The sequence below is a fragment of the Roseburia sp. CLA-AA-H209 genome (assembly GCF_020687575.1).
Lineage (GTDB): Bacteria > Bacillota > Clostridia > Lachnospirales > Lachnospiraceae > Roseburia_C > Roseburia_C amylophila.
In genome coordinates, this window is the sequence record NZ_JAJEQU010000002.1 from 1 (window position 1) to 17,916 (window position 17,916).

11 protein-coding genes are annotated in these 17,916 nt (G+C 42.1%); all 11 read right to left on the bottom strand.

Annotated elements, in window-relative coordinates; all coding sequences use genetic code 11:
- Positions 1–616: 616 nt before the first annotated feature.
- Positions 617–1,408 (bottom strand): sporulation initiation factor Spo0A C-terminal domain-containing protein, encoded by a 792-nt coding sequence (locus tag LKD41_RS02475; RefSeq protein ID WP_227700289.1) that lies wholly within the window; start codon positions 1,406–1,408, stop codon positions 617–619.
- 114 nt (positions 1,409–1,522) lie between these two features.
- Positions 1,523–1,708, bottom strand: coding sequence for a hypothetical protein (locus LKD41_RS02480; protein WP_147326048.1), 186 nt, complete (start codon positions 1,706–1,708; stop codon positions 1,523–1,525).
- Positions 1,698–2,966, bottom strand: coding sequence for a Y-family DNA polymerase (locus LKD41_RS02485; RefSeq protein ID WP_227700290.1), 1,269 nt, complete (start codon positions 2,964–2,966; stop codon positions 1,698–1,700). Before LKD41_RS02485 ends, LKD41_RS02480 begins: the two co-directional genes overlap by 11 nt.
- Positions 2,967–3,038: 72 nt before the next feature.
- Entirely contained in the window at positions 3,039–3,545 is a 507-nt protein-coding gene (locus LKD41_RS02490; protein WP_227700291.1) for a DUF2798 domain-containing protein, read from the bottom strand.
- 127 nt (positions 3,546–3,672) lie between these two features.
- A complete protein-coding gene (locus LKD41_RS02495) occupies positions 3,673–4,107 on the bottom strand; it encodes a MarR family winged helix-turn-helix transcriptional regulator (RefSeq protein WP_227700292.1) in 435 nt (144 codons plus the stop codon).
- A gap of 65 nt (positions 4,108–4,172) precedes the next feature.
- Positions 4,173–7,601 carry an ABC transporter ATP-binding protein/permease gene (locus tag LKD41_RS02500; protein ID WP_227700293.1) on the bottom strand — a complete coding sequence of 1,143 codons (3,429 nt, stop codon included), beginning with the start codon at positions 7,599–7,601 and terminating at the stop codon, positions 4,173–4,175.
- Between the two features lie 207 nt (positions 7,602–7,808).
- Positions 7,809–7,952, bottom strand: a complete 144-nt coding sequence (locus LKD41_RS02505; RefSeq protein ID WP_197420839.1) for a hypothetical protein — start codon at positions 7,950–7,952, stop codon at positions 7,809–7,811.
- Between the two features lie 33 nt (positions 7,953–7,985).
- The gene (locus tag LKD41_RS02510; RefSeq protein ID WP_227700294.1) at positions 7,986–8,417 is read right to left on the bottom strand and encodes a hypothetical protein; all 432 of its coding nucleotides are present in this window, start codon (positions 8,415–8,417) and stop codon (positions 7,986–7,988) included.
- Between the two features lie 318 nt (positions 8,418–8,735).
- On the bottom strand, positions 8,736–11,372 hold the full coding sequence (locus LKD41_RS02515; RefSeq protein WP_227700295.1) for a cation-translocating P-type ATPase: 2,637 nt from the start codon (positions 11,370–11,372) through the stop codon (positions 8,736–8,738).
- Between the two features lie 361 nt (positions 11,373–11,733).
- On the bottom strand, positions 11,734–16,002 hold the full coding sequence (locus LKD41_RS02520; RefSeq protein WP_227700296.1) for a diguanylate cyclase domain-containing protein: 4,269 nt from the start codon (positions 16,000–16,002) through the stop codon (positions 11,734–11,736).
- 123 nt (positions 16,003–16,125) lie between these two features.
- Positions 16,126–17,889 carry a S8 family peptidase gene (locus tag LKD41_RS02525; RefSeq protein ID WP_227700297.1) on the bottom strand — a complete coding sequence of 588 codons (1,764 nt, stop codon included), beginning with the start codon at positions 17,887–17,889 and terminating at the stop codon, positions 16,126–16,128.
- Positions 17,890–17,916: the final 27 nt, after the last annotated feature.

The window sequence follows — 17,916 nt, forward strand, 5'->3', positions numbered from 1 at the left end:
TATAGCTTCTCACATGCTCTGCTGCCTCTCCGTGCATCTCCGACATGGCAGCAATCTCTACAATACTGCTTCTTACCACATCTATCTGTTCTATCCACCGGTCAAGCTGTGCCAGAATCAGTTCCCGAATGCTGGTAATTTCTTCATACTTTACCTGAAATCCCATAACTTTCTCCACTTTTATTATTCTGTTTTTATCCTGTCTGTTATCTATTTTTCCCCTTTTACATTCGACTTTCAAGGAAAAATATTCGACTTATTTTTGTCTGAAATTCGACTTTTCAGCACCCTATATTCGACTTTTATTCCACTCTTATTTTTATTATTTTTTCTTCCAAATTCCTTGTTTTATGCTGTTTTTCTCAAAATTTTCTTTACCGCTTTCCAGCAGATTCAAGGTCGAGCCAAAAATTTTTTAAGTCGAATTATATATAAAAACCGGTTACGCTCATGTACGAAGTACGAATTGGTTGTGCATTTTTACCAATAACTATAACCATAATTTCTTACAATGCAAGGCAACTACGAAAAGCATGCTTTGCGAGTTTCTCGCGTAAAAAAAAGAAATCTGAATCTCCTTAGAAATTCAAATTTCTTCTATTTTGTAAGTATTTATTTAATGTAAAACATTCCGCAATCGTCTGACCACACTCTGAATATACTCTGTATTCGATGGTTTGTTCTGTATTGAGCCTCTCCATTCTGGATTCTTGAGGTATGATGTCTCCTTATCTGGCTTTGACCATACCCGTTCTATTACATTTCGAATTGATTTTTCCACACCACTTACTGATGTCTGATATACTTGTGCAACCTGCGGATAAACATCATTCGTTATCTGGATTGACGTACCATTGGGAACAGCCAACAGAATACCAATTGCTCTTGCAAGATATTTGGTTCCTTTTCGTTCCGGCTCAAAACCGCTTTTTATCAGTTCACCCCATGCAAGTACATACTGAATTTCGGTTTCTTCCTGTTCCGTATAGATTACCTTTCTTCCATTATGATATTCGCTTTCTCCATCTGCAGTCGTTGGTGCGGTCAGCTTAATTATTTCAATAATTTTCTTTGGTGAAAATAATTCGTTATTTTTCTTATAAACCAAATCTATATCTAACTTATTGATGCTATGCAGAAAATGCTCCGAGCCATAATTTGTTGTTACGATAATTTCCGGATGTTTCTTTAACTTCCGTTTCATCTCTATAATGAGATGGATTCCGTCACCTTCTTCTAACTCCAAATTTACAATTACTGCATCTACTTCCTGTTCTGTCAGAATATTGATTGCATCACTCTGCCGCCCCGTTACCGCTACCAATGCAAATTCTTCATCCCGGGCTATTTCTAATGCATATTCCTTGCACAAAAGTTTATCACTTTCTACAAGCATGATTCGAATCATTCTTTCTTTTCCTCCCTCAGCATTCCGATTCAGCTTTCTAGCTGTTTTGTGGAATCTACTCCCTGTATCTATACAATGCTACAGATATATATTTATATCATTTTGTCAAAAAAATCAATACCCTTTCTCTTTTTCCTTCTTCCGCAGTGCTTCCTTAAAGCCCTTCAGGGCATCGAAGGGCATAAACTGCTTGGCACGGTCTTCGATGTCCATTTTCTCTCTTCTCAGATTCTCTCTCTCATTCCAGCCGGATGCGTTTTCCTGCTGTCCGGCTCCCATGGTGTCTCTTCTATACGCCACTCTTATGCCCTCCAATCTGACCGTTTCGTTCTATTGTCGTTGCACTCTCTTCCAAATTCATTCCCTTTAAAATAGCATTCCTGCCGTAGCGCTGCTTGATGGAGATTGCTGCACGCTGTGCCTTCACATCCTTCTCTGTCTCTTCCGGATCTGAAAACAAATCAAATTGCTGATAATCTTCTGTCATTACGCCGGTATAAGCCAATGTAATCCGCCGGATATATGCTCCCGGTCTTACAATTCTCCGGTATAGCTGCTCTACATAAGACAGCAGCCGGCGGTTGGAGCTGGTTGCACTGCGCAGCGTTGTGCTTCCCTTCGCCGGTTCAAAGCATTTCTGATTGCTGTAACCGATTACCAGACTGATATGGGATGTTACAAGGCACTGGTCTACCAGGTCAAGGCACAATAAATCTGCCATCTCTTTTACCACCAGCACACCTTCCTCATACTCATAATCCCGCGGCAGCACCTGACCGCTGGAAAATGATGTATTCTTCGGCCGATATGCCTTGATGTCCGCGATCGTTACCGGTTCTCTTCCCCATGCGTGATCAATTAACAGCTCTGCATCTATGCCAAAAGCCTTATATAGTAAAGACTCTCTGGCATGGGCAATCTCTTCCATTGTGCAGATGCCCATATTCGATAGACGCTCTACCGTTCCACGCCCTACCCGCCAGAAATCAGTCAGCGGTTTATGTTTCCAGAGCTTCTCCCGGTAGCGTGCTTCATCCAGATAGGCAATCCGGTCTGTCTCATGCTTTGCCATAATATCTAAAGCAACCTTCGCTAAATAGAGATTGGTTCCTACACCACAGGCAGCCGGAATCTTCGTGGTATCTAAGATATCCTGCATAATTTTTCTGCCCAGTTCCACTGCTGTCATCTGGTAGAGATGCAGATAATCCGTCACATCCAAAAATGCTTCATCAATGGAATAGACCTGAATATCTTCTTTTGCAATATATTTTAAATATACGCCATAGATTTCCGCTGCATAATCAATATATAGCTGCATACGGGGTGGTGCCATCTTATATGGAATTTCTTTGGGAATCTGAAAGACACGACACCGGTTGGGAACTCCCATCTGCTTTAACGCCGGTGATACGGCAAGACAGATGGTTTTCTCTGAGCGTTCCGGGTCTGCGACCACCAGCCTGGCAGTCAGCGGATCCCATCCCCGTTCCACGCACTCCACCGATGCATAAAAAGATTTTAAATCAATACATAAATAGATTTTATTTCCATTCATATCAATGCCTTTCAAGAACATTTGTTCTTGTTTTATATTAGCACATATGTTTGGATTTTACAAGAGGAATTCTTATACAGGATTTCCACTTTCTGCTTCTAATAATACGGTTCCAACCGGAAATGCTGCCCGGAAAATCTTTCTTACCAACGGGCCTGCAATCAGAAGCTGAAACGGCAGTGCCATAATAAAATTCTTTGGAATATTGGTAAGCCAGATAATCGGAAGCATATTCCATGCTCCGCTTTTTACGCAGGCTTCCAGTCCACCGTATAAGGACATGAAAATTACCATTGGAACTACCATACAGCAGGAAACTGCAATCACTTTTTTCGTTGTGCTGCTTTCCGGTTTTACCAGAAAACGAAATGCAAATCCCTTTGCAATTTTAGATACCAGAAACCAATCCAGACACATTGCGCATACATATGCCAGCGGAAATCCCAGCCAGCCTTCTCTTATTACTTCCATATTCAGTGTTCCCATGTGCAGTGCTACATTATACATACTCATCCATAACACCATGGTAAAACACATTAACACCGTATAAATCAAACTTTCTCTCTTATGCATTGGCATAATCATTACCTCCATTTTTCTTTTATTAGGTCGTAAAGCTACCTATTAATTCAAAGAGAAAGTGAAACCAGAAAAGGAAATTTACACAGTAATTTCCTCCTCTTCCGATTTCACTTTTATTTTATGCTCAGGAAATATTCTGTAACATCATCTCTGTCATTTGCAGAAATGCTTCCATCTGCTCCGGTGTAAAATCCTTACACATTTCTTTTACAACCAGTGCTTCTTTCTTCGCAATCTCCTTATGAATTCCACGGGATTTCTCCGTACAGGATATTTTCTTATAACGCCGGTCATTTTCACTTGGTGCACAGATTAAAAATCCTTTTGCCTCAAGCCTTTTTATAATTCCCGTCATCGTCGGATGTGTCACCTGCTCGATATGTTCTAAGTCCTTCTGATTTACTTCTTCCACTCCATTATCTTCCATCAGACTGACTTCGCCTAATACCCGAAGCTGGACAGCAGTAATTCCGATTTCTTCTGCCCATTCATCCATTTTGCGACGGAATGCCCGGTCTATAATTGCAATCCGAAGTCCAAGCGGCATCTTCACTGCCATAATTTCACTCCTTTTAGGTAGCTTTGCTACTTATTATAAATGTTTTTCAAAAAATGTCAACCTCATTATTCCGTCCGGAGTGCTGTTACCGGGTCACTCTTCGATGCTTTCTTTGATGGGATCAGACCACCCAGAAGTGTCAAAAGGATACTGAGTAAAATCAGCACCAGTGCCGGAACTACCGGAAGCACCGCACTTACATCGGTTGTATTTGCAAGATTATGGATAATCGCATTGACTGGAATAATCAGAAGCAGCGTAAATCCGATTCCAATCAGTCCGGCACACAGTCCGATAATAAAGGTCTCTGCATTAAATACCTGGGAAACATTCCGCTTCGATGCTCCGATGGCTCTTAGGATTCCGATTTCTTTTCTTCGCTCTAATACACTGATATAAGTAATGACACCAATCATAATTGAAGATACCACCAGCGAAATTGCCACAAATGCAATCAGTACATATGTGATAATATCCACAATATCAGTTACGGAAGACATCAGCGTTCCTACCATATCGGTATAGGTTATCACCTGCTCATCCCTGCCTTCCTTTTCCATGCGGTTATTGTATGCATCTAAAATTTCTACCACATGCTCCTTGCTTTCAAAATCCTTCGGATAAATATTAATTCCGCTTGGCACTGCAAAATCCACATAGCCTAATTTCTTTAAGTTATTCTCATAGGTTGTTCCGGTTGCAGAACCCATAGACATCAAAAGCTCTGTCAGCTCATCCTCATTCATATTAATCTGAAATGCATTTAAAAATGCTTCTTCATCCACCTGCATGCCGGATGCCATGGCACTTTGCAGCTTGTTTCCCATCTGTGTCATTGCCTGCTGCATATACTGCTGTATTGCCGTCATCATCTGCTGCTGTACTGCGTCCACATTCATAACATTCGAAAGTCCGGCTGCAATTCTCTGCTGACCATCTGCTGTATTCAGATATGCCGCAAAAGAATCTCCCAATTTTGCCGGGTCAGGTAATCCATTATTCTGTGCATAAGTCTGATAACCTGCAAATAATTCAGAAGACAATTTCTGCATCTGCTCCTGCGTAATCTCAATATTTCCACTACCTGTAAATATCTCAGATGCCCACGCTGTTATGATTCCCTGGGCTTCCTCTGTCTGCAAATATTCTGCTAAGTACTCATCAAATTTCTCCGGGTCGGTATAACCATGGTCTATGACATACTGCTGATATCCACCCATAATCTGCTGGATGAGGCTCTGTATCTGCTCCGGTGTAATAGTTACCATGCCATTTGCCGTAATAATCTCTTTGATATTATCGGATAAAATTTTCCGGGCTTCTTCCGTATTTAAATAGTTCATAAAATACTGGGACAGATTCGAATAATCTGCCTGCGGATTATCCTTTGCATACTGCTGGTAGCCCTCTAAGAGACTGCCTGCAATTGCCTGCATTTCTTCCGCAGAAATTGACTGACCCATGGAAGAAGCATCCATGGAAAATTCTTCGGACAAATCGGCACTTCCCATATCCCCCATAGAATTTTCCAACCCGCTCAAGGCACTTTCATCAAAGGAAAATGCTTTTTCCAATGCTTCACTGTCTACGGTAAACAATGACTGCATATCAAATCCGTTTTCCTTATCTACCTCACCAAACGCTTCATTGGTAAAGACATTTACGGATGGATTTGCAAGCTGCTGTTTTACTATCTCACTCTTTGCCGATTCCTCTGCCACATGCTTTGTCAGAGATTTTGGATATGCAATTCCTGCATTTAAGGATGCGGCATTACTTCCTTCTGCCGGCTGCACCACACCTACAATCGTAAGCTCTTCTCCGTCTGCCACCAGTTGTTTCATAAAGTCTTCATTATCCGACTTATCCTTCCAGACCTGATACTCTTCATCATAAGTATAATAATCCGCACTGTTCACCAGTTTAAACTGGATTCCTACCAAATCCTTATAAGTATAAGTTCCAAAATCAGATGGTGTCTCAATATTTTCCTCACTGGCAAACTGCTGTATCATCTCGTCTAATTCCAGCGGGTCACGAAGACCTAATGTATACAGTAAAAAGTCACTAATTCCGCCATTGGAAGTAAGCACCACCACACACTCATTATAATTTTCCGGCCAGCGTCCTTCCTTAATATCATACTGCTTTTCATATAACTTACTGTTTTCCGGCATCTCATAAAAAACATCCGTGCTCATCATGGATGACATCAGACTATTGGAACCAGATGAAGATCCAAGACCTACTGCATCAAAAGATTTGTCCGGATTTACCTGACGTATCCCGTCTTCATTTTCCTTAAAAATCTGCGGACTGATATTATAAGTATACTCCACCGCTGTAGTATACTGCTCAATTCCACTGTCTCCTTCATCAAGATACTTTTTCAAAGCCTCCAGGTCATTAGATGCCATCGTGGAAAACATATTGGTTACCATCTTAATGACTTTTACTTTATCCCCGGAATTTTCTTTATCTGTTTTGGCATTTCCGTCATCACTTTCCGTATTCTTTTCAGAATCTGCCATTCCAAGACTCATGGATGCCAGACTGAATCCCGTACTCTGAATCTGCAGCGGATACTCGGATAAGGTCTCTTCCTCTACATTTTTGATGTATTTATTTACACCGGTAGAAAGAGATAATATCAGTGCAATGCCGATAATTCCAATAGAGCCTGCAAAGGAAGTCAGCAGGGTTCTTGCCTTTTTCGTTTTCAAATTATTAAAGCTTAAGGATAATGCCGTAAGAAATGACATGGAGGATTTTCCCATGTTTTTATGCTCCGGTTCCTTCAACATTGCCTCATCCACTTCATAAGGATTGGAGTCAGCACGAATTTTTCCATCACTTAATCTAACAATTCTGGTAGCATACTGCTCTGCTAATTCCGGGTTATGGGTTACCATAACTACCAGCCGGTCTTTTGCCACTTCCTTCAGCAAATCCATGACCTGCACACTGGTGTCACTGTCTAATGCTCCCGTCGGTTCATCCGCCAGCAGAATATCCGGGTCATTGACCAAAGCTCTTGCAATGGCTACACGCTGCATCTGTCCACCGGACATCTGGCTTGGTTTCTTGTGTAACTGGTTTCCAAGTCCCACCTGCTCTAATGCCGCAACGGCTCGTTTCTTCCGCTCTGCCTTACCGATACCGGAAATGGTCAATGCCAGTTCCACATTTGCAAGTACCGTCTGATGGGGAATCAGATTATAACTTTGAAACACAAAACCAATGGTATGGTTCCGGTAAGAATCCCAATCCCTGTCCTTGTATTTCTTCGTGGATATTCCATTGATAATCAAATCTCCGCTATCATAACGGTCGAGTCCTCCGATTATATTAAGCAATGTAGTCTTTCCCGACCCACTCGGCCCGAGGATTGCCACGAACTCATTATCTCTTAAATTTAAGCTGACATCATCCAGTGCCTTCTGCACCAGACTTCCGGTCTTATATTCCTTATAAATGTGTTGAATCTGAAGCATATGATATTCTCTCGTTTTCCATTTCTTATTTTTCTATTTTACTTTTTCTTTCTCACTCTGTTTTTTATATTACCTTATTCCGAACATTTTTACATCTCACTTTCGAAAAATATCATGGTTTTCATAAAAATTTTAGAAAATGCATAACAAAGAGGACTCTGTTTTCTGACCTGCTGCCAGATTCCAGAATCCTCTTTTCTTTATCTTCTAATCAAATAATCCAATGTGATATTTTACCTTCCGGCAAATCTTCCATACCAGAAGTACCGGCATTGCCAGTACCAGATAAGCACAGGAAAGAATTCCTACTCCACCACCTAAGATTATCATAATCCAGATAAAAATATTCATTTCTTACACCTCGCATATTATTATTTTATGTATTTAATATGCGGGTGCCAATGCTTCCTTCTTTCCGTCCGCCTTCCGCTCAAACCTTGCTAACATCAGGCTCCTTAGTACATTATCGCCATGCTTCTTCCGGTTCCTCTGAATGCGTCCCATAAAAAGCTGTGGCAGTACCACCAACAGCAGCCAGAACATCATTCCGATATTTCTCCTATGGTTCGCCAGTCCACCGCTGCTGCCTAGTGTCAATGCCGCAATGCCTGTATTCTGCATCTGCTCCTCTCTGGATAACATCTTATCCGGAGTATCTAAAAGACGGACATTCTTTAATTCTATGTAATTTACTGCAAAGGCTTCTTTCTCTGCCGGGGAAACCTGTTCTGTTCTGGTGGATGCACCTGCAATGGCTACCAGAAACAGGATGCTCCACAGCAGTGCCAAATGCCTGATTATCTTTTTCCGATACATCTGTCTCATTCCTTACCTTGTGATTAAGCTTAGTATATGTCGCAGAACAGCTTCCGTCAAGAGTTGATGCAGCCAGATGGGCTAAGGACAGAGAGAAAAATACAAGCACAAATTTGCAGCCGGTGTCCGGGAAGAAATTTTTGATGAAATGCGTTATCGTTCTTGAAAGTGTTTTTTCTGATAATAAATTGTCTTTCCACTGCTTTGACTGCTCACCCCATCTGTCCATCGGAAGCGGATGCGAACTGGAATCTGCAAGGGCACATAAGAATTTCGATATTGTGTTTGATTTCGGCTGGCAACCGGCGCAAATTTGGCTTATTTCTTTAACTCTCTCACTCCTCTGACCATCTGGATGACAATGGTCGGAAGTGCTGCCAGCAGAATAATCTCAATCACAGCAGGACAGGACAATGATTCTACTGAAAATAACCCCCGCAGCGGCGGTACAAAAAGCACCAGTCCCAGCAGCACGCTTCCAGACACAAATGCAAGGATACTGTATGGATTTCCGGTAAAGCCCAATGCAAAAATGGTCTTGTTTCCACGACAGTTAAATCCATGGAAAAGACGTGCCAATGTCAGTGTTGCAAATGCCATAGTGGATGCCATTGCCGCACCTTTTCCATTTCCGATATAAAATGCTGCCATGGTGGATGCCGCAATGCATAAGCCCTGCAACATAATTCGCCGGAATGTCTCTCCAGATAAAATTCCTTCCGATGCCTGCCTTGGTTTTTCTTCCAATAAACTTGCATCCTGCGGTTCCACGCCAATGGCAATTGCCGGAAGGGAATCTGTCAGCAGGTTAATAAACAGTAAATGCACCGGAGCAAATGGAACCGGAAGCCCCAAAAGGGATGTATACAATACAGATAAAATTCCTGCCATGTTGCCGGAAAGTAAAAATAAAATAGCATTTTTTATATTACGGTAAATGTTTCTTCCGTTCGTTACTGCTTTAATAATCGTAGCAAAGTTATCATCTGTTAATATCATGGCTGCCGCATCCTTTGCCACTTCCGTTCCGGTTATTCCCATGGCTACTCCGATGTCTGCCTGCTTTAATGCCGGTGCATCATTTACACCGTCTCCGGTCATGGAAACGATATTGCCCTTCTTCTGCCAGGCTTTTACAATCCGTATCTTATGCTCCGGTGACACTCTCGCATAAACAGATATTTTATCAATCTTTTCTTCCAGTTCTTTTTCCGGGCAGGCATCCAGCTCTGTTCCGGTTAATGCCAGGTCCCCCTCTTCATAGATTCCAATACGCTTTGCAATCGCAACGGCTGTGATTTTGTGATCTCCGGTAATCATTACGGTACGGATTCCCGCCCGCTTCGCATCTGCTACTGCCTGTATGGATTCTTCCCTTGGCGGGTCTGCCATGGCAGCTAATCCTAAAAAGGTAAGTCCATTTTCCTTTTCCACCGTCAGTTCTCCCCCGGACTTCTTACATGCAAATGCCAGTACCCTGAGTCCATTTTCAGAAAAATGCTGATTCTGCTTCTGGATTTTTGCGATTTCTACATTATCCATCGGTCTTATCTCTTCTTCATATGCCACATTTATGCAACGGTTTAAAAGGACATCTACTGCTCCTTTTGTAAAAATAATTTCTTCTTCGCCATGCAGCCGGTATTTACTGCTCATGCATTTCCGTTCAGAATCAAATGGAATTTCTTCTAATCTCGGAATCATATTTCGAATCGTCTCTTCCTGTATGGTAAGCTGCCCTACATTTTCCGTTCTGTCCTGATTCAGGCGGACTTCGTGGAACATTTCCAACAGGGCAGATTCTGTCGGATCTCCCAGTACTTTTCCATCCGTTATGCTGGCATCATTATTTAAAATAGCATTGTATAAAAAAAGCCTTTGCAGGCTGGACTCCAAGGTCAGCTCATCCGGTTTACAAGTCATACCATTCAGATAAACCTCTTCCACATGCATCTTATTCTGTGTCAGTGTTCCCGTCTTATCGGAGCAGATTACCGATACACAGCCTAAGCTTTCCACAGCTTTTAATTCTTTGACAATGGCGTGCTCCTTTGCCATTCTCCTGCTTCCCATTGCCTGCACAATTGTAACAATGGAGCCTAATGCTTCCGGTATTGCCGCTACTGCCAGTGCAACAGCAAACATCATGGCATCAATGACCGGCATCTTCCGGTAAATGCCAAGACAAAAGACCAGTGCACAGATTGCCATAATCAGTATTGCCAGCTTTTTGCTGAAAGAATCAAGACTTATCTGAAGCGGAGTCTTCCGCTCCTTCGTCTGATTCATCAACCCGGCAATCTTTCCTAATTCCGTCTCCATTCCTGTTGCTGTTACAAGTACCTCCGCTCTTCCATATGTTACAAAGCTTCCGGAAAATACCATATTTTTCCGGTCTGCCAACGGTACTTCTTCCGGCAATACTTCTTCATTTTTTTCTACATTGGCAGACTCTCCTGTCAGTGAGCCTTCATTGACCTGCAGGGAATAATTGCGAAGAATTCTTCCGTCTGCCACAATCATGTCCCCTGCTTCTAAGATTACATAATCCCCGGGCACAATCTCTTTAGATGCAATCTCCTGACGTTTTCCATCCCGGATAACCCGGGCCGCTGGTACCGCCAAATCCTTCAAACTATCCAGTGATTTTTCTGCCTTCCTATACTGTATCGTACCAAGAACAGCATTCATAAGTAATACCAGAAAAATTACGATGGTACTCTCGGTATTTCCGGAAAACATGGAAATAATTGCTGCAATAATCAGGATTATTACCATCAAGTCACAAAACTGGCTTAAAAACACCTGCAGCAGACTCTTATGTCTGCCCTCGCTCAGCCGGTTTTCGCCTGTCTCTTTTCGTATTCTTTCTACTTCTTCTTCTGTTAATCCTTTTTCCCGAAAGCCAAACATTTCTTCCAACTGCTCTTTCGTACAATTCCAATATGCTTTCATATACGCTTAACCTCCTGCTTTTTATGTTACCGGGTATCAACTATGCGCAACAAAGAATGTGCCTTGGCACATTCTCGCACCTGCGGCGGTCGCTTGCGACATCTACCTTATACGCCGCAGTGTGTATCCTCGCGGAGCGTTTTTTACTTTACAGGAAAGCAATTTCCTGTAAAGCAAAAAAGGAACGAGCACTTTTACCGCATCAAAATAATACGGTAAAAGTCTCGTTCCTCTGCAGTGTATATTCCGGTTATCCCTCTTCAGATAACGTGATGACGAAAAATACAACACCGGCTATCCAGTGCGAACTACTCCCTGATACGTCATCATCATAACATATACCTTTTTTCTCCGTCAATGCCTATTTTTCTGACTCTTCCCAGTAACAATAGGTATCCTTTCCTTTATGCTTTGCTGTATACAAAGCTTTATCTGCCTGCCTGATACTATCTTCATAGTTATAGCTGTCTTTTCTAATCAGGGTGATTCCAACACTACAGGATACCGGAGTCGGAAGCTTCTCCCGCAGCTGTTCCTGCATCCGTGCGAGTCTCTTATCCAAGGTTTTCTTTGAGCCAAATCCTTTAAACAATACTACAAATTCATCCCCACCAAGTCTTCCTATATAATCGGTACGGCGGAAGCTTTCATGAATGGTATCCACAAAAGTACGCAATACTTTATCTCCATATGGATGTCCCTTGGTATCGTTAATCTGTTTAAAATTATCAATATCCAATATAAGAAGTGCACACACTTCCCCTTTCTTTGCTTCTTCTAATACATAATGGCTGGTATATTGTTCAAATATCCGCCGGTTCAGTACGTTCGTCAACGGATCGGTATTGGCTGCACGCTCTTGTTCCTGCTGACGGCGTTTCTGTCCATCTATATCCTTAAGATACAGCAGTGCATACATATTTTCTGTTACCTGCTCCTGAAATACATGTACGGTAAGCTCCATCCAGTGGTAACTTCCTCTTGCCATCCTTCTGCGAAGCTGATAATTCACAGTAGCCGTTCCACTGTTATAATTATAAACCATCTTTTCCTGCTCCAATACATCATAGCATCCAACCTGGTCTTCCTCTAATACCAGTTCATCAATATGACGGTTGAAAACCTTCATATAATTTAATGCTTCCCGCTCGCCCTCTGCTACGTAATCTTTCCAGAGTCCACCACTGCTTTGAATCTTACCATTACTCAGGTCTACCTCAGCATATGCCACGGTCTCCGACAGCATTGCCTGATAAAAGTCCTCTCTCTGTAAATATTTTAACTGGATATTCTGATGATCTTCAATCTGATAAATAGTAACTATCCTCAAATTTTCATCCTGTTTCTGGTCTCCAATTTTACAGATATCCAGGCGGAACCATTCAAACTCATCCTGCTTGTTTTTTAAAAGAATTTCTAATACCTGATCCTCTTTTCCATATTCTACGCCGGTAAATGCTGCATGAAATACATCCCGGAAATGAGGATGTACCATTCCATCCTCCCAGCTTTCCGGAAATCCAACCTCTTTTAGCTGATTGCCCTTTAACATAGAACGATTTGTATGGAAATAAATGGTATGTTTCTTCTCATTATATTCCATACGTTCATATTCCTGACTCTTTAAAAATTTTTTCCGAATCATATCATTATTAATGCGATGATATCCTTTTAATGTATAGACACCATTTTCCTGATGACCAAGCACTCCAACGCAGCGTACTGTCACTTTTCCACGTTCCGGATGATTCCAGGTATATTCCATCTCGATAATCTTTCCGGTTGTGATAATATCATGTAATGCATTCTGTACATAATCGTAATAACCATCACTGATGTTATCATACCAGAACCTGAAATATTCCTCGCTGTTCATAATGTCGTCTATGCCCAGAATGCTGCGCATGCTCTTATCCACATACAGACGGTTCTTTCCATTGACAGTATCCAGTTCCAGCGTCCACAGTCCCAGTTTTACAGACTGTAATATATTTTCCTCCTTCAGCATACCCGTCATACGGGCTATCATCTCACTCTTTACATCCATCATTCCGTCACGAATCAGTATATTTGAAATAAAAGGACGTATTCTGGCAAGAAAAGTCTTATCATTTGGGCGGTATTTCGGATTATCCACACCAATAAATCCAAATAAATGACCTTCATTTAACAATGGAAGAAGCATCAGCCTGCGTATTTCCTGATGCACTAATATTTTCCACAAATCCGGTGCTGACTCCCGATACATATCCACATCTTTGATAATAACCGGTCTGTCTTCCTTCAGACTACCAATCACCAGTTTTACCCGGTCACCCGGTACCGATGCCAGATAAAGCTGCTGGCTCTGAATCTCATTTTCACACCACTCACAGACATTACTCCAGCTATCTGCCTCTTTGGAATATAAAAAGATATAGCAGCGGTCTGCCTGATAAAATTCCCCGGTATGATGAAGAAGTTCACTGATGATATCAGCTTCATTTTCTTTTTCTTTCGCCTCTTCCAAGGCTTTCACAATGCCCTTTTCCACTTCTAACTGTTCTTCCAGCCTGCTCATGGAAATATTGATGGTATTCATGTCAATACCTATCTGAAGGCGTGCTGCCTTATTGCCCCAGTTTACTAATTTATCCTTCATCAACATCTGGGTTCCTAAGAATTCATTATTTGCATATCTGGTCAAAAACTTCTTATGCTTTAATTTTGCCATATTACAATCTGGGCACGGTTCTTCCCTGCCCTCTAATACCTGATAACATTTCTTGCCGGCATAATCACTAACGCCGCTGATTCGTTGTCCGGCAGAATTCATATAATATAACTCATAGCTTTCCGCATCTATGACATAGACCATCTCTTCTAACTGGTCTAATATCGCTTTATAATCGGTACCGTCTCCTGCTTCCGGCAGAATCACTGTACTATTCCCACAATCTTCCTGCCACCGTTCTTCCTCTACATGTCCAAAAATATACTGTTTTTCAAACAGCTCTTCTTCAATCGGTTTACTGAAATAGAACCCCTGTAAAACTTCAGGTGCAAGCTCTGCAAGTGTCTGTAATTCCTCCGGTGTTTCTACCCCTTCACATACTACCCGGATCTGTGCACTTCTTGCCAGTTCCAAAATATTACGAAGAAGCCGGTAATTGTATGCACTCATATTAATCCGGCTGACAAAGCAGCGGTCAATTTTAATCTCATCAATTGCCAGACTCTTAAGATAACTTAAGCTGGAATATCCGGTTCCAAAATCATCCATGGAAATCTGTATACCACGCTTGCCCCACTGATAAAATAACTGATTGTATTTGGTATAATCCTGTAACTGCATGCTTTCTGTCAGTTCCAGAATAATAGCTTCTCCGGGAATTCCTTCCTGTTCTAATAAATCATAAATGTACTGGCTTAAATCCGGCTGCTGTAACTGTATATAAGAAAGATTAATACTCATACGGAATTCCGGATTATAACGCCGCCACTTTGCACACTGGGCAATGGCTTCCTTTAATACCCATTTTCCCACCTGCACAATCATTCCGCTCTGCTCTAATATTCCAATAAAAAGATTTGGTGACACCACCCCATGATATTTTGAGCGGAAACGGAGCAGTGCCTCTGCTCCCACTACTTCATAATTACTCATCCCAATCTGTGGCTGGAAGAGAAGATAAAATCCATCACACTGGTTGCGGATACTCTTTCTGATTTCTTCTGTTAAGTCAATAACCGACAACTGTTTCTCATAATCTTCTGCTGAGAAAAGAATCAACCGGTTCTTACCGCTCTTCTTGGCACGGTCCAGAGAACTTTCCGCATAGTTAAACAGTGTATTGGCATCCTTGATTCCGGACATCGGATAGCAGACTGCACCTGCTGAAAAGGTACAGTTCTCCATCATCTTCATCTGTATATTCTGGTATACCTCACGCACAGCCTCCATATCATATTCCACAAAATTAACTGCAAACCGGTCACCATCCAGACGATAAATTTTTATGTTTTCATCAATACTATTTTCCAGAAGAGCCGCAATCCTCTTTAAAATAAAATTACCATGGCCTCTTCCATATTTCGTATTGATATTTTTAAAATTATCCACACCAAGGACAAGCAAAACACCTTCTTTTCTGCTGTTCAGCATTTCATCCAGATGTTCCATTAATTTAGTACTATTAAAAAGTCCGGTAAGTGAATCTGTCTTTCCCAAAAGGACAGTATCTGATGTTCTTCCCACCATTACATAAGGAATCCCGGTCTCATCCAGTTCAGCTTTCCCACGACAGCTGATCCAGACCAGATTGCTGTTTCTGTCTACCAGCCGGTATTCCAAATCATGTATCAGGCTTTTTCCAGAGCAGATAGATTCCATATCATTAACCCACTGGTTTAAGTCTCTTTCATATACAATATCTTTCCAGTCATCTATGCCGCAGCTGTTGTTTTCATCCATGCGCAATGCATATCTCTTTGATATATCATTGCTGGCGAAATAAAATTTACCCTCTTTTAAATCTGCCAGAAATAAATAATCATCGGTACTTTCACTTAATAACTGCAGAGTCTGGTAACATTCCGCAAATCCTTTTTTCCCTTTAAACAATTCATCCAGCGTATTCTTCTCCTGCATAGCCCCTCCAAAAAATATATATTTTTCTGTCTATACATTCCTTCCTGCATTATTTAATTGTACATCAAATTATCGTTTTTTACAATATTTATTCAGAAAAGTGTCATAAAAGCACAACCGTATTCATCCGGCATCCGATGGCAGGCTGTCCGCTGCACACAATACACCCCAGCCCAGCCTTGGATTTGGGAAAAAAGAATATCCCGGCAGTGGTCTTGCTCCCCGGATGAGATATGCTTTTATTTTTTCCCCATATAAAAAAGCATCATGTTTCTCTACAATTCCCCATTGCATAAAAAGTGCTGCCGTCCCGGTTACAAATGGCGTTGCCATTGAAGTTCCGCTTCGTACGGTATAACCGCCGCCTGGTGCACAGGATTCAATGTCCACCCCTGGCGCACAGATGTCCGGTTTCACCTGATTGGTCTCTCTGGTGAACCCTCTCCCGGAAAAGGCTGCCACCTGATTATATCTTGCATCATAGGCTCCCACCGAAATTACCTTATAGGCAGTGGATGGAATTGTAAGCGTTGTCTCTTCTGTGGGATATAAAAATCCGGTTGCTTCTCCGATGACCGCAAGGGAAGGCAGCCACATATTATAGACCCCGGTTACAATCTTTTCCGGTATCAGCGTTATTTTATAGATTCCGCTGTCGATATAATTTTCCACCGGAAGAAAATCAAAATAGATTTCCTGAAAAGGACTGAAAGGGCTTGGTTCTCCAAAATATAATAAAACCTGCGTTCCTTCGATAGTAAATCTCTGGGGGCCCTGCAGCTGCCGGATAATCCCCACCGTTTTCCCACTGGGATGTGTCATCCGGATGGAAAAAATATCCGCATAGGATTTCCAGATTTGTAAGCTTAACGCAGGCTCATATTCTCCTACTGCAAATTCCACTTCCTGTTCTCTTCCCATTACAAGCTGCCCGGAGGTATGCCCTCTGGCACTGCCTTCATTTCCGGTGCCAATCACCAGAACCGATTTCCAGTAATTTGCCATATCAGATAAATAGGTTTCAAGAAGAGAAGTTCCATCATGGGAACCATAGGTATTGCCAAAGCTTATATTTACTGCCACCGGCTGCTTAAGTTCCAGTGCTTTCCGGAGAATATAATCCATTCCAAGCATCAGCTCTGTTGTCCTTGGAAAGGAATTTTCCCCCGGTGTGCCAAGCTTTACCACCAGCAAATCACTTTCATATGCCACGCCCCGGTTTCTTTCATTGGATGATCTTCCATTTCCCGCTGCGATTCCTGCCACATGGGTTCCGTGCCCGGATAAATCCCGGCTGGGGCAGATACGGTACCCCTCCTGTATATCCTCCTGCTGCAATGCATCATTAATTATATTCCGGCCATATTCTGTCCCGAGCCGGAATCCGGCCGGTGGATTTCCTGCAATGCTTTGATCCCAGATTGCCAGAATCCGGCTGCTTCCATCTTCCTTTCTAAAATCCGGGTGTCTGTAATCGATGCCACTATCTAAAAATGCCGTTATCACACCTTTCCCACTCAATCCCGTTCCCCCTAACCCCATTTTTCTTGTATAAAGGGACGTAATGCAGGAGGCTCTGATTCCCTGCTGTACAGAGAAAAAGAGCCTCTTTGGTTTTTCCATATATTCAATTTCTGTCCGGTCTGTTACCGCATCCATCAAAGCCTCCGGCAGCCGGATAACTGCATATTCATTGCTCAGTTCTGTAACTTCAATATCCGGAAATATCTCCTCTAATTTTCTGAGACTTCCGGTATATTTTACAATGACTTCCCATGTGTCCGTTTCTTCCTGATATCCTACATTTAAGTTTAAGGACTGCAGTCTTTCCTCTTCCGTTGCATCCAGTGCCAGATTCAGTAAGTTTTCCCGTTTCGAACTGTTCATTCCATCTCCCGGCAATTTCTTTTATTA